At 56.7% G+C, this 13,354-nt stretch carries 12 protein-coding genes; 7 read left to right on the top strand and 5 right to left on the bottom strand.

What is annotated here, in order from left to right; all coding sequences use genetic code 11:
* The first annotated feature begins 607 nt into the window (after positions 1-607).
* The 5 genes from Q1Y74_RS02560 (at position 608) to Q1Y74_RS02540 (ending at position 4,215) form a co-directional block, all read left to right on the top strand.
* Positions 608-1,048 carry a hypothetical protein gene (locus Q1Y74_RS02560; RefSeq protein WP_300812146.1) on the top strand — a complete coding sequence of 147 codons (441 nt, stop codon included), beginning with the start codon at positions 608-610 and terminating at the stop codon, positions 1,046-1,048.
* Positions 1,049-1,080: 32 nt separating this feature from the next.
* The gene (locus tag Q1Y74_RS02555; protein WP_300812145.1) at positions 1,081-1,374 is read left to right on the top strand and encodes a hypothetical protein; all 294 of its coding nucleotides are present in this window, start codon (positions 1,081-1,083) and stop codon (positions 1,372-1,374) included.
* Between the two features lie 16 nt (positions 1,375-1,390).
* Complete coding sequence (locus Q1Y74_RS02550) at positions 1,391-1,684, top strand: cell division protein ZapA (protein ID WP_300812144.1); 294 nt, start codon at positions 1,391-1,393, stop codon at positions 1,682-1,684.
* A 133-nt stretch (positions 1,685-1,817) separates the two neighbouring features.
* Positions 1,818-3,356 carry a ribonuclease Y gene (gene rny / locus Q1Y74_RS02545; protein WP_300812142.1) on the top strand — a complete coding sequence of 513 codons (1,539 nt, stop codon included), beginning with the start codon at positions 1,818-1,820 and terminating at the stop codon, positions 3,354-3,356.
* 103 nt (positions 3,357-3,459) lie between these two features.
* Entirely contained in the window at positions 3,460-4,215 is a 756-nt protein-coding gene (locus tag Q1Y74_RS02540; RefSeq protein ID WP_300812141.1) for a copper homeostasis protein CutC, read from the top strand.
* A gap of 151 nt (positions 4,216-4,366) precedes the next feature.
* Here the strand turns inward: Q1Y74_RS02540 and Q1Y74_RS02535 are convergent, their stop codons facing one another.
* The 4 genes from Q1Y74_RS02535 to Q1Y74_RS02520 all read right to left on the bottom strand — a co-directional run bounded on the left by Q1Y74_RS02535 (position 4,367) and on the right by Q1Y74_RS02520 (position 10,890).
* Complete coding sequence (locus Q1Y74_RS02535; protein ID WP_300812140.1) at positions 4,367-7,033, bottom strand: transglutaminase domain-containing protein; 2,667 nt, start codon at positions 7,031-7,033, stop codon at positions 4,367-4,369.
* Between the two features lie 51 nt (positions 7,034-7,084).
* Positions 7,085-7,513, bottom strand: coding sequence for a DUF2141 domain-containing protein (locus tag Q1Y74_RS02530; protein WP_300812139.1), 429 nt, complete (start codon positions 7,511-7,513; stop codon positions 7,085-7,087).
* A 374-nt stretch (positions 7,514-7,887) separates the two neighbouring features.
* Entirely contained in the window at positions 7,888-9,792 is a 1,905-nt protein-coding gene (locus Q1Y74_RS02525) for a TonB-dependent receptor (protein ID WP_300812153.1), read from the bottom strand.
* Between the two features lie 204 nt (positions 9,793-9,996).
* Positions 9,997-10,890 (bottom strand): LytTR family DNA-binding domain-containing protein, encoded by an 894-nt coding sequence (locus Q1Y74_RS02520; protein ID WP_300812138.1) that lies wholly within the window; start codon positions 10,888-10,890, stop codon positions 9,997-9,999.
* Positions 10,891-11,123: 233 nt separating this feature from the next.
* Between Q1Y74_RS02520 and Q1Y74_RS02515 the strand changes: the two genes are divergently transcribed.
* A complete protein-coding gene (locus Q1Y74_RS02515; protein WP_300812137.1) occupies positions 11,124-11,252 on the top strand; it encodes a hypothetical protein in 129 nt (42 codons plus the stop codon).
* Positions 11,253-11,342: 90 nt separating this feature from the next.
* Here Q1Y74_RS02515 and Q1Y74_RS02510 read toward each other — a convergent pair whose 3' ends face one another.
* Positions 11,343-11,717, bottom strand: a complete 375-nt coding sequence (locus Q1Y74_RS02510) for a YccF domain-containing protein (RefSeq protein WP_300812136.1) — start codon at positions 11,715-11,717, stop codon at positions 11,343-11,345.
* 202 nt (positions 11,718-11,919) lie between these two features.
* On the opposite strand from Q1Y74_RS02510, the gene Q1Y74_RS02505 reads away from it, so the two are divergent.
* Complete coding sequence (locus Q1Y74_RS02505; protein ID WP_300812135.1) at positions 11,920-13,251, top strand: zinc-dependent metalloproteinase lipoprotein; 1,332 nt, start codon at positions 11,920-11,922, stop codon at positions 13,249-13,251.
* The last annotated feature ends 103 nt before the right edge of the window (positions 13,252-13,354 follow it).

Below are 13,354 nucleotides of genomic sequence, written 5' to 3'. Positions count from 1 at the left end.
ACCGAGGTGGCTACCCTGATTAGAATATCCGCGTTGGAAAGAACAGACCTGCGGTCGTTGATAACAAAGCAAGACTCATCAATCATTTCAAACCAAAATATCAAAGAACTCTCGTTATTTGGTGATATTTAAAACCAATGCGATTTTATCGCACCAGTAATATTTTAAGTTCAGGATTTAATATTCTTCCACTAATTAAGAAGTTATAGAAGTTTCACTTCGCTGTACTCCGTTGGAAATTAAAACCGATAGAATCATAAAGGAATATTTCCCATAGCAAATCCATTAGCCACTTTATTACATTCTGACACTTTGACTTTCCTAATGCCTGAGAATCCGTTCTTTCGGCCTTCCGCCGGACTTGGACAAAAAAAACGGAGAAGAAAATACGTAACCGACTTTATGATAGGACAATAGCGAAATCCTTACATTTGAAAGAGAGAACGAAACGGCTTCCGAAAACGGAAAATACCCTCTTTTCCGCTCCCAAAAGCCACTTTGGAAGGGCCAACTGCCCTTTTGGAAGGCCGGAACAAGGCTTTTGGACGCTCCGAACAAGCATTCTGCGTGCTCCGAACAAGCATTCTGCCCGGACAGAACAAGCATTGTGGACGGACGGAGCTTGCACGGTGGCCGCTCCAAACACCCGAAAAGCGCCTTTCCGGCTTCTATTTCGCGCGTTTTGCAGAAAGCCCGTGTCAGCCAAAAAGCCTTTATGAAAACTTTTTGCAAGCAATCCGCCAACATTCCTGACAAACGTCAAACTCCACAAAGCCCCATAACACCGCCGCCGGCCTCTCTTGTCCGGAAGCCCCCAGGCGAATCCGACTACATCCAGACAGAGAATAGGCAGCCGCAGGAACAGAATGTCAAAGCAGAAAGACAACCCGTTTCTTCCAGACCTGCCCGAAAGGGAAGCCGGAAAGGCAAGAAAAAAGTGTTTTTACCCTCTGAATGGAGACAAAACAGGACACAAAGTAGCAAAAAGAAGAAAAAAAGGGGAGCCGGGCCCGATTTTTCCCGAAAAGTTTTTGTAATATCCGAGTAAATTGTATTTTTGTGTACAATTTGAGTGTAGTAATGACAGACGAAGAAAAGAGGCTATTAAGTAACTTTGAAGCAAGGCTGCGGCATTTAATCCATCTGCACGATGAATTGAAACGCGAATATGCCGACCTGAAGCTCCATCTCGAAGCCAAGGAAGAAGAATGCGAAAAGTTGCTGGCCGACTACAAAGAACTGGAGCAGAACTACACGAACCTAAAAACAGCTACGACAATCAGCCTTAACGACAGCGGAGTGAAAGAGACGAAGCTGAGATTGTCCAAATTAGTGCGTGAAGTCGATAAATGCATCGCCTTGCTGAATGAATAAGAAGGAATAGATGTGTATGAACGATAAGATAAAAATAAATCTGCACATGGCCGGCGCCTCCTTTCCCATCACCATCAGACGGGAAGAGGAAGAAATGGTAAGGGAAGCCGCCAAGCAGGTAGATATTCGGCTCAATGCGTATCGGGAGCGTTATCAGAACGTACCTCTTGAGAGAATCATGGCCATGGTGGCCTATCAGTTCGCTCTGGAGAACCTGCAACAGAAGCAGCGCAATGATACTGAACCCTATACTGCCAAGATAAAGGAACTGACAGAGGAATTGGAACACTACTTCAGAGAGCAACCATAAAGGGCTGTGTCCATCCTCCTCCGGAAGTACCGTTATAAGACGAAAAATACACGCACTGTACAAAAGTCCCCCGCAAGGGAACGGACTTTTATGCAGTGCTTTTTTTATTTATATACTTTAAAAACTAATCAAAATGACAGTAGTTACGATAGTAGTATCCATTGCCTGCTTCCTCGTCGGAGGATTAGTCTCGTACCTGTTCTTCAAGCACGGACTGAAATCCAAATACGAGGGTATCCTGAAGGACGCCGAAGCAGAAGCCGAAGTAATCAAAAAGAACAAGTTGCTGGAAGTCAAGGAAAAATTCCTGAACAAGAAGGCCGACTTGGAAAAGGAAGTCGCCCAGCGGAACCAGAAAATCCAACAGGCCGAAAACAAGCTGAAACAACGCGAACTGGTGCTGAACCAACGCCAGGAAGAGATACAACGCAAGAAGATGGAAGCCGAAGCCGTCAAGGAAAACCTGGAGGCACAGCTGGTCATCATCGACAAGAAGAAAGAAGAACTGGAGAACCTGCAACGCCAGGAGATAGAGAAGCTGGAAGCCATCTCGGGCCTCTCGGCCGAAGAAGCCAAGGAGCGCATGGTGGAATCGCTGAAGGAAGAGGCCAAGAGCCAGGCGCAGTCCTACATCAACGACATCGTGGACGACGCCAAACTGACGGCCAGCAAGGAAGCCAAGCGCATCGTCATCCAGTCCATCCAGCGGGTGGCCACCGAAACCGCCATCGAGAACTCCGTCACCGTATTCCACATTGAGTCGGACGAAATCAAGGGACGCATCATCGGCCGCGAAGGCCGCAACATCCGCGCGCTGGAGGCCGCAACGGGTGTGGAAATCGTGGTGGACGACACCCCCGAAGCCATCGTGCTCTCCGCCTTCGACCCCGTGCGCCGCGAGATTGCCCGCCTGGCCCTGCACCAGCTGGTGACCGACGGCCGCATCCACCCCGCCCGCATCGAGGAAGTGGTGGCCAAGGTACGCAAGCAGGTCGAGGAGGAAATCATCGAGACCGGCAAGCGCACCACCATCGACCTGGGCATCCACGGCCTGCACCCCGAACTGATACGCATCATCGGAAAGATGAAATACCGCTCGTCCTACGGACAGAACCTGCTCCAGCACGCCCGCGAGACGGCCAACCTCTGCGCCGTCATGGCATCGGAACTGGGTCTGAACCCCAAGAAGGCCAAACGCGCCGGCCTGCTGCACGACATCGGCAAGGTGCCCGACGAAGAGCCCGAACTGCCGCACGCACTCTACGGCATGAAGCTGGCCGAGAAGTTCAAGGAGAAACCCGACATCTGCAACGCCATCGGCGCCCACCACGACGAGGTGGAGATGACCAGCCTGCTGGCACCCATCGTACAGGTGTGCGACGCCATCTCCGGTGCACGCCCCGGCGCACGCCGCGAGATTGTGGAAGCCTACATCAAGCGCCTCAACGACCTCGAACAACTGGCCATGTCCTATCCGGGCGTAACCAAGACCTACGCCATCCAGGCCGGCCGCGAACTGCGCGTCATTGTCGGTGCCGACAAGATTGACGACAAGCAGACGGAAAGCCTCTCGGGCGAAATTGCCAAGAAGATACAGGATGAGATGACCTATCCGGGTCAGGTGAAGATTACCGTCATCCGCGAGACACGCGCCGTAAGCTACGCCAAGTAAAGAATACTAACCGCTGTTTGACAAGGGGACAAAGTTGCCAGCTCCACCACGCCTGTGGACTGAAAACTGGGTCCCCTTGTCTGCCTCAATACCCTACACAACCATGAACCGTTATCTGTTTGAAGTCTGCGCCAACTCCGTAGAGAGTTGCCTGGCCGCACAGGCCGGAGGCGCCAACCGCGTGGAGCTCTGCGCCGGCATCCCCGAAGGGGGCACCACCCCTTCGTATGGCGACATCACCCTGGCCCGCGAAGTGCTGAAAGAAACCCGCCTGCACGTCATCATCCGCCCGCGCGGAGGTGATTTCCTCTACTCTCCCCTCGAACAGCGCATCATGCTGAAGGACGTGGACAATGCCCGCCGCCTGGGAGCGGACGGCGTGGTCTTCGGCTGCCTGACACCCGAAGGCGATGTAGACCTGGTGCTGATGCGCCAGCTGATGGAGGCCGCCGAAGGTATGTCCGTCACCTTCCACCGCGCCTTCGACGTGTGCCGCAACCCGCAGCAGGCGCTGGAGGACATCATCGGCCTGGGCTGCCACCGCATCCTCACCTCGGGCCAGCAAGCCACCGCCGCCCAGGGCATCCCTCTGCTGAAGGAACTGCAACGCCAGGCCGACGGACGCATCATCCTGCTGGCTGGCTGCGGCGTGAACGAAAGCAACATAGCCCACATAGCCCGCGAGACGGGCATCCATGAATTCCACTTCTCCGCCCGCGAGCAGACAGAGAGCGGCATGAGCTTCCGCAATCCGCAAGTCTCCATGGGCGGAACGGTCTGCATCGAGGAGTACAGCCGCCCCATCACTACCGCCAGGCGGGTCAAGGCGACCATCGGGGCTCTGGACAAACAGGCTTGAAAAGAACGGATGGCACACAGAGGACACTGATGATACAGATAACCACAGATTGGAATGTAGTCTAAAATATAATCTGTGAAAATCTGCATCATCAGTGTCCTCTGTGTGCCATCCCGTTCTTTTATTCCGGCTATTGAACTCTATGTTCAGGCTACAGTCCCTTCACCGTGCGCATCAGCTGTTCGCCCAGGCCGATGGTATAGCCTTGGGAGACGAATACCACGCGGTTGAACGTGTCGGCAATGATGAATATCGGCAGCGAGTCCTTGTGTTTCAGCTTCATGTTCTCCGCAATCTGGTTGCCGATGCCCTCCGTGTCGATGCCATAGATGATGGTGGAAGGCAGGCCGGGGAAGTCGGCCGCACGGTATTTCCTGTACTGGCTCTCGTCGGGGAAGAGGAGCACCATCTTGCGTCCCCACTTCTCCAGGTCATCCTTCAGGGCGGCAATGTCGCGCAAGGCGTGGTTGGTGGGCTCCTGGTTGACGCCCAGGACGCCAATCACGAAGTAGCCGCGTCCGCAGGCCTGCAGGACACTGGACTTGCCGGAACCGGCCTCGGGCAACTGTGTGAAGAGCGACTCCGAATTGAAGCTGCCGATGACCTGCACTTCGTCCCGGCTCTCGCGCATCACCAGCTCCAGCCGGGTGGTCTTGCCCGCCTCGATGGTGAAGAAGGCCGCACGTGCCAGTACCGCGCCGCTGGCCAGACGGGTGCCCGTCACCAGCAGATAGTTGCCTGCATCCAGCGGGGTGCCGTCCTTCAGCAGGTTGCTCCAGGTGGCGCCGCCGCCCATGTCGGCATCACCCTCGTCGTAGGAGAGCAGTTGCAGGTTGCCCTGCTCCGTGATGCGGGAGATGGAGAAGTGCGAGTAATACTTGGGATTGTCCAGCGACTGGATGGGCTTGTAGCCTGCCACCAGGCGGCCGGTCTGCGAGGCCGTCTGCTCCGTGGAGCCGAAGTCCACATCCACCGCCCCGTCCTCAGACAACAGCTGCACCTTGCCCGTCACCTCGTCAATGCGGGCGGGGATGCCCAGACTGCGGGCCATGGACACGAAGAAGATGTCGCGGCTGTGGGCATCGGCCAGGCGGGCCTTCCACACGCCTGCGGGCGAAATGGGCGCACCGCCCAGGTTGCACTCGGCATCCACGCGGATGTTGTCGGCCACCCAGGCCACCAGCTTGGAGGGGTCGGCCTCGAAAGCCTGCGCATCGGACTCGGGAATGGCCTTGGTGAAGAAGGCCTTATAGGGAGTGAGCAGTTCGTTGCTGACGCGCGGATTGCGCACAAAGCGGTTGAAGAGGTCGGCACCGGTGCGCACGCGCGACTGCATGTGGTCCATCAGCACCTCCAGCTTCACGTCGCGCAGGTCCTTGGCCGAGATGCGCTGCAGCAGGTCGAAGCCGCCCTTCTTGGACTTCTCGGAGCGCAGGCGGGCCATGAAGTTGGTGAGGGTGGCGTGGTTGCCGCGCGAGGCCACCAGCAGGCGGGCCGTGGCGTCGGGGTCCAGCTTGTACATCCTGGCAAACTCGCGCGCCTTCTCGTCCGTCATGAAGGTAGCCACGTAGGCGTTGCGGATGGAGTCCTCGTGCGCCATGCGGCGGTCGTTCTCGGCGCGCTGCTCGGGCGTGACGGCCGGCAGGTCGGCATTCTCCGCGGGCGGCACGATGTCGAAGTCCACGGCATAGCTTTCGCCGGGCACGCGGTCCATCTTCACCGTCAGTTCGCTGTCCTTGCCGAAGGAGAGCTTGGCGTAACCGAACTTGCCGTCCTTCGAGGCCCACACCATCATGTCGCCCTTGCCCGCCGTCAGGAAGGCCTTGCCGGAGGCGTCCGTCTGCTTGCGGGCCACGGTGTAGAACTCGGCATAGTTATAGAGCTTGAACTCCACCAGCGCGTCGGGCACGGGACTGCCCGCGCCGTCCACCACCGTCACCACGGCCTTGGCCGCTTCGGGGGCATAGTTCTCTATCACGTTGATTTCCGTATAGTTGGGCGTCACGGCCATCACCTCCTCCGGCCCCTCGTAGCGGCCGAACACCTTGGTGTGCATCAGCATACCACGACTGGCGGGAGCGTTGAACCACCCCAGGTTGAGCACCGGCTCGGGCTCGCAGGCGCCGAGGAAATACCACTTGCCGTCGGCCCAGGCCTCCACCCAGGCATGGTTGTCGTCCGTATGCGCCCAGCGAGGCGTATAGACCTGGCGGGCAGGGATGCCCACCGAGCGGAGGGCGGCCACCAGGAACGTGGACTCTTCGCCGCAGCGCCCGTAGGCCGTGCGCACCGTGGCCAGCGGCGCACTGGTGCGCGAGTCGGAAGGCGTGTAGACCACCTTCTCGTGGCACCAGTGGTTCACCTCGAGGATGGCGTCGTAGAGCGAGAGCGACTTCACGCGGTCCTTCAGCTCGTCGTAGAACACCACCCGCGCGCTGTCCAGGTTCTCGTTGTTCACCCTGACGGGCAGCACGAAGTGGCGGAACAGGTCTTCGGGCACCCGGTCGCCCCACGGCATCTCCTCGGCCGCACGGCGCGCCGCCCGCACGTTCATCAGATGGAAGTCGCCCGGATAGTCCGCAATGTCGGCCAGCGGCATGTAGGCATAAAGAAACTCCAGCGCCTCGCGCTCATACGTATCCAGGTCGGTGTCGAAGATGCCGAACAGGTCACCCTCCGCCATCAGGGCCTTCTTCTGCTCCAGGTCCTGCTCCACGCGCTGCCTGTAGGCGGTGTCTGTCATGAAATGGGAATTACCACAGGAGGCCATGAGGCATAGCAGCCCGACCGTCCCCAAAAGTTGTGCAACAAATCTCATAATGTCGTCTATTAAGGTTATGCCACAAATGTAAGGAATAAAATCCTAAAATCACCTCAAATGCACCACTAAAGTCGTGTCTGCGGACAGCGTGAAGCGACATTTCTCATACGAAGGCGGCCCCATCACCCCTTCGGCGTCGTTGCTGAAGGCGTACTTCTCCGTCGGGATGCCGAAGGCGCCCGTGTCGAGCCGACCGTTGCCGTTCTCGTCCAGGAAGAGCGAGAAGGCATATTCGCCCGCCGGCAGTCCGCGGCAGGGAACGGCAACCGCCCCGCCGTCCACTTCCACCCGCAGGCCCGTCAGCGGCTTCTTCAGGAAATTCTCCCCGGATGAATAGAACGCCACGTACAGCTGCCCCCGGGCCTTCTCCACGTCGCGCACCTCGATGGTCAACGTCAGCGAGCCCCCTTCCTGGGCGCCCACTGTCTGCGCCAGCCCCTGAAAGGCCAGCCATGCAACCCAAATGATTGTTCTCATAACAAATTGTTTTTAAAAGGTTTATATTCATTGATACACACTGCTCCATCTCCTGCCGGAAGCCGCCTGCTGAGACCGGCATGAAAAGTTCACGAGATGCCGTAGAAAACTTCCGGAGATTGGGGAGAAAACTTGCTTTCATCCGTATCTTTTCTCGAAACCAAACAGCGGTTTGCAGAAACCGAACAATGGTTTGTAGAAACCAGACAGCAGTTTGTAAAAACCACTGTTTGGTTTTAAGATTTCATCGGTATCTCAGCAACTTTACTACGGTATCTCACGAAGTTTTCTCCCCTATCTCGTGAACTTTTCATGCCGGTCTCCTTCTTCCGACACCGCTGTGAACTGCGGAAAGCAGACGCGTCTGTCCGGCATCAGAAGTTAGAGACGTCGTAGGCGGCCTTCCGCCCGAGGGTGACGAAGATGCCCACGTAGAAAGTGCGGTCGTCGGACGCCAGCACCGGACGTCCGTCCACGCGCCCGAACTCGTTGCGCCGCCCCAGGATGTTCGTGACCGAGGCGTGGACAATCACTTTCTTGCAGGGGATGAACGTCAGCCCCAGGTCCAGGCTGTTGTAAGGCTTCACCTCGTCGTTCATCAGGCCCGGCAGGCCGGGATTGTGGTAGGGACGGCCGCTGGTGTAGGTATCCGTCAGGCCGACAATGGTGCGCAAGGCGGGGATGGAGTACTTCAGCACCACGGCCAGGTGGTGGCGGGTGGCGTATTGGGGCGTGGTCAGTTCGGCATACGCCCCGTACTTCCGCCGGGCGAGGTTGTAGGTGTAGGCCAGCTGATACGTCAGGTTCCTGACCGTCGCCTCGTCGCGGAAGAAGAGGTCAATCCCCTTGCTGTACCCGTAGCCGCCGGAATTGAAGCCTTCGCCGTCCGCCAGCGCCAGGCGGGTATAGTCCTTGTAATAGCATTCGGCCTTGTAGAAGCGCCCGCCGCGGGCGTAGCGGATGCCGGCGTTGTACTGCACGCAGACCTCGGAGCGCAGGCGGGGAGTACGGCTCAGGCAGGTGTCGGCGGGCAACTGCGTATAGCGTCCCGCCGAGGCCGACAGCAGGAGTTCGCCCCACAAGTAGCCCAACGCCAGCCGGGGCGAAAGCTCGGGCCGCCGGGCAGGCAACGTATATTCGCCACGAAACGAAAGCTCGGCCTTGAGCCGTTCCGTCAGGAAACAGGAGGCAGAGAGGAAGGCGGCGGCGATGCGGGGCGACGTGCGGCTCCGGTGCTCCGCCTCCCCGTAGCCGTAGGTGCCCTCGTAGCGGCGGAGGTAGCCCTCCACCCCGCCCTCCAGGCGCAGCACGGCCAGGGGACGGACAGCCGCCTTGGCCTTCAGATGCAGCTCCTGACGGCGCTCCAGCCAGCGGTCGCCGACCAGGACGGCCCCGGCAACCTGACGTGTATAGCGGGAATAGGCCGCTCCGGCAAACCACTCCCAACGGCCTGCCGCCCGGCGGCGGCAGGTGGCGTTCAGGTAGACGTTGTCCTCGCCCAGGGCAAAGAGCCGGCGGTCGCCGCCCTCGTAGGAGGAGAAGTCGGTCCGGTCGTATTGCGCGTAGAGCTTCAGGAGGGTGGCCTCGCCCGTCGCAAGGCGCAGCTGTGCCGCCCCGGACAGCAGTCGGTAGGGCTCCTCGAAGTCGCGCCTTCCGGGGAAGAGGCGGTCGTACAGCCCCAGGTGTTGGCAGTTCAGGTCTACGGACAGCGAGCCTTTGCCGAAGGCCCGCGTGCCGCCCCCTCCCACTCCCACCACCGAGGCGTTGAGGCCCAGTTTGTTGACGGGGCTGCTGTCCTTCGTCTCCAGCGGGAGTACGGCGGAGAGAGCCTGCCCGTACTCCAGCGGCGCACCGCCCGAGGCCAGGTTGATACCGCTGAACATGAACGTGGAGTAGCGGCTGCGGGCGGGCGTGTCCGGCCCCGTCGAGGTATAGGGGTTGAGCACGTGCATCCCGTCAATGAAGGTCTGCGTCTCCTCGCTGCTCCCGCCACGCACCAGCAGCCGCCCGCTCTCGCCCTGCACCTGCGTGCCGGGCAGGGTCTGCAGGGCCTTGTAGAGGTCGCCGTTGGCTCCTCCCACCGTCACCAGCTCCACCGGGTGCATGTCGCTCCAGCGGCTGTTGGCCGGTGGCGTTTTCCGCCCCTCCACCACCACTTCTTCCAGTCCCACGCTGTCTATGTTCAGCCTCAGGTAGACCGTATCGGCCACCACCGCCTGCGCATCGGCCTCCATCGGACAAGCCCAGCAACAGACGGCCATCATGCCTGTCATCCACATTCGTCTCATACTTCCTTGCATCGTTTTCGTTTTGACGAAGGCAAAAGTAGAGACTGCCGGGCAGATACAAAAAAATCCGGGACAGACAGCCCGGATATGTGACGAACGGCTCGCGCCGTGTGACGAACGGACGGTTTCAGGGACGGTTGACAAAGCTACGCACTTGCACGAGGCGCTCCTCCGGCCGGTCCGTCCCCCTCCCGGCTACCCCTCTTTCTCGAAGTAGCCCTTCACCGCCCTGGCGTATGCCCGCGAGACGGGCACCGCCTCTTCGCACCCCTCCAGATGCAGACGGTATCCCTGCGCGTTGCCGCTCACCTTCAGCACCCGCTTCAGGTTCACCAGATAGGCGCGGTGACACCTTATTATATATATACACCCGGCCAATGACTCCTCGGCCTGCTTCATCGTGATGCGCAACAGCTTCGAGGTGCGCTTGCCGCCGTCGGCGGACAGACAGTTCAGCCGGACGTAGTTCCCTTCGGCCTCGGCGTAGAGCAATGTGTCCGCGTCGAGCGTGAAGGTCTCCTTCGTTCCTCCCGCCAGCACCACCCTCGGGCTGTCTGTTCCGGACTGTCCTCCCGCCGCTGTCTCCTCCCGCAACCGCTCTGCCAGGCGGGCGTTCATCTCCATCGCCTCCTGCAGGTTGTGCCGGAGTTGCAGGTTGCGGTTCCACATCATGAAAATCAGGATGGGAAACGGGCTGATGACCAGCATCCAAAGCAAACAGACAGCCAGCAAAGACAAGTTCAGCGGCAGACTGAACATCCATGCCGTATAGCACCAGTTGCCCAACGTTATCAGCACGCATATCAGCAGCGTGCTCAGCAGGTCCTTACCCAGTGTCCACCGCTCCTCGCGGTGCCAGGCCGGAAACAACGCCGGAAGCAGGCAGACCACCACCGCTATCATGGCGGCAGAGACCAGCGCAAACCCCGACAAAACGGGCAACTTGGCTCCTTCCATCCGCGAAATGCCGAAAGGTTCCAGGAAATATAGTATGAAAAACACCAGCAGCGAAGGCAGCACCACCGTCTTCCACCGCTTCCCCAGCACCGGATAGGGGCTGCGAAGCAACGCCATCAACTTGTCCATCATGCCCGACATCTTGTTCCCAATTACGATTACAGGCACAAAGATATGTCATATTTCTGTAACCCGCAGATGGCAAATCAAGGATTTTTCGGGGAAAAGAAGCGAAAAGATGCAAATTTCTATGTTATAAAACATATTTCTCGTGAACAATTCGTATCTTTGCAGCGTTGATAATACAAATGCAAATGATGTAAAACCCGCCTTCCGAAACGCGGGAGGCACAAAAAAAGATGATTATGGAAAAGATTGCAAATGAAATCATGATGTTACAGTACCGCATCAAACGTTATCAAGCAATGGGAAACGGTACCATGTGCCAAGCCTTGAATGGCAAACTTCAGAAACTGCTTGCCAAGCAAGCTTAATGTCAGAACCCCCTTTAAACAAATATGTAAACAAGAGAGGACGCATCGGAAACGGTGCGCCCTTTTTTTGTGTTTTCACCCCCAAAAGGGTCAGACACTTACAATGTCTTTGCCAAAAGGCGTCAGGGCTACTACAGCCAACTTGAAGTGTTGGAGACCGAACGGGATGCCAATGACCGTGATGCAAAGAAAAGCCCCAAACAACAGATGGGACAAACAAATCCAGATACCTCCCAGCAAAATCCACAGCACATTCATCAGCACATACAGACAGCCGCTGGAACGTGCGCCGCTACGCACCTCCTTACCGAAAGGCCATAAGGCCAACGAAGCCATTTTCAATGTCTGCATACCAAACGGTAGGCCCACAATGGTCAGCATCAGCAACAGGCTGGAGACCAGATATTCCACTGCCGTCAGGATTCCTCCGAACAGCAGCCACAAGATATTCATCAAGCATCCCATATTCAAATTCCTATCGGTTAATGAACGAATGTTGCAAAGATAGAACTTTTTAATCTATGAAAAGGAGGAATAGGAAAAGCATTTTAGCGAAAAAAAACCTAAAAATAATAAGACAAGAATAAACAAGATATGATGTCGGGTAATAGAAATACGGAAATTATTCATATATTTGCACTCTTTCAAACTTAAAAGACCCGTTATTATGAAAAAAAACTTTATTTATCTGTTTCCCGTCCTCTTCTGCCTGATTCTGGCAAGCTGCAAGGACGATCCGGCTCCAGCCTTTACATTGTCGCAAGGAACGTTCGATGTAGCTTCCGAAGGCGAGATTCTGAACATCGAAATCCAGACCACCAACGAATGGACCGCCACCAGCCTCAACAAAGATTGGTGTACGGTATATCCCGGGAAAGGAGTGGGAAACGGCACTATCAAGATAGAAGTATCTGCCAACATCACCCAAGACCGCACAGGTTCAGTGGCCATCTACTGCAACGGCGAACAGACCAACATCAACATCTCACAGAAAGCGCTTCCTGCCGGCCAGGAACTGACCTACCGGATTCCGCTCATCTTCCACGTGCTTTACAAAGATCAGAACGACCCGCACCAATACATCCCCACTGACCTCATCAAGGAAGTATTGGACAAGGTTAACCAATACTATGACGGCAAGACCATCCACACTGGCGGTGACCCGACACAAGACATCAACCTGGACTTCTACCTGGCTGAAGCAGACGAGGAGGGCAACGCACTGACGACACCGGGCGTGGAATATGTGTCATGGAACACCATGCCCATCGACTGCGAATCGTTCATGAGCAGCAACAATGCCAATGTGAAGAACATTCTCTGGGACATGAACAAGTACATCAACGTCATGCTCTACAATTTTGCCGAAGTTCAGAACGGAACCATTTTAGGCATCTCTCACCTGCCGCTCTCCACGCAAGGCAAGAACTATCTGGAGGGATTGCAGTCCGTCGAATACACCCATCTGGAAAACAGCGACCTGGGATACCCGCAATGCGTTTCCATCAACTCGCTCTACTTTGATGAGTACACTCCGGAAGGATTCTACAACTCCGCCGATGCGGCCGTGACTCTGGCACACGAACTGGGACACTACCTGGGTCTGCACCACGCCTTCAACGAAGGAGAAGACCCCAACGCCGACTCGGACTATTGTACAGACACTCCTCCCTACAACCGTTCTATTTACCAGCAGACTGTAATGTTATCGGCCTACGAAGCCTGGCAAAAAAGCGACTACGACATGAGCGCTCTGCTTCCCGGATTCCAACGCACCAACAGCCTGGACCCCAACGAGACTTTCACTTCCTACAACCTGATGGATTATGAAATCAGCTACTCCGACCGCTTCACTCAGGAACAGCGCGACCGCATGCGCCACGTACTGGAATACAGCCCGCTGATTCCAGGTCCCAAGAAAACGACGACAACCCGCAGCAAGATGACGGAGGGCGTACTTGACATTCCCGTCATCTACAAAATCTGCTACAAGCATTGACCCTTCCGTTCTGATGCCTGACGGCATCGTGCAACAGGAATACAATGTCCCCATATCCGACAAGAGCCTGCTTCTCCCCAAGGATATGGGGACATTTTTTCTC

Source organism: uncultured Bacteroides sp., assembly GCF_949298305.1.
In the GTDB taxonomy this organism is placed as follows: Bacteria; Bacteroidota; Bacteroidia; order Bacteroidales; family Bacteroidaceae; genus Bacteroides.
The sequence above is the reverse complement of the archived record's forward strand: the minus strand, read 5'-3'. Positions and strand labels throughout refer to the sequence as shown.

Excerpts from the sequence above, each read along its gene's own strand:
- Q1Y74_RS02550 (WP_300812144.1), top strand. The coding sequence starts at position 1,391 with ATGAACGATAAGATAAAAATAAATCTGCACATGGCCGGCGCCTCCTTT.
- Q1Y74_RS02530 (WP_300812139.1), bottom strand. The coding sequence starts at position 7,513 with ATGAGAACAATCATTTGGGTTGCATGGCTGGCCTTTCAGGGGCTGGCG.
- Q1Y74_RS02540 (WP_300812141.1), top strand. The coding sequence starts at position 3,460 with ATGAACCGTTATCTGTTTGAAGTCTGCGCCAACTCCGTAGAGAGTTGC.
- Q1Y74_RS02505 (WP_300812135.1), top strand. The coding sequence starts at position 11,920 with ATGAAAAAAAACTTTATTTATCTGTTTCCCGTCCTCTTCTGCCTGATT.
- rny (WP_300812142.1), top strand. The coding sequence starts at position 1,818 with ATGACAGTAGTTACGATAGTAGTATCCATTGCCTGCTTCCTCGTCGGA.
- Q1Y74_RS02555 (WP_300812145.1), top strand. The coding sequence starts at position 1,081 with ATGACAGACGAAGAAAAGAGGCTATTAAGTAACTTTGAAGCAAGGCTG.
- Q1Y74_RS02525 (WP_300812153.1), bottom strand. The coding sequence starts at position 9,792 with ATGTGGATGACAGGCATGATGGCCGTCTGTTGCTGGGCTTGTCCGATG.
- Q1Y74_RS02515 (WP_300812137.1), top strand. The coding sequence starts at position 11,124 with ATGGAAAAGATTGCAAATGAAATCATGATGTTACAGTACCGCATCAAA.
- Q1Y74_RS02520 (WP_300812138.1), bottom strand. The coding sequence starts at position 10,890 with ATGATGGACAAGTTGATGGCGTTGCTTCGCAGCCCCTATCCGGTGCTG.
- Q1Y74_RS02510 (WP_300812136.1), bottom strand. The coding sequence starts at position 11,717 with ATGGGATGCTTGATGAATATCTTGTGGCTGCTGTTCGGAGGAATCCTG.
- Q1Y74_RS02535 (WP_300812140.1), bottom strand. The coding sequence starts at position 7,033 with ATGAGATTTGTTGCACAACTTTTGGGGACGGTCGGGCTGCTATGCCTC.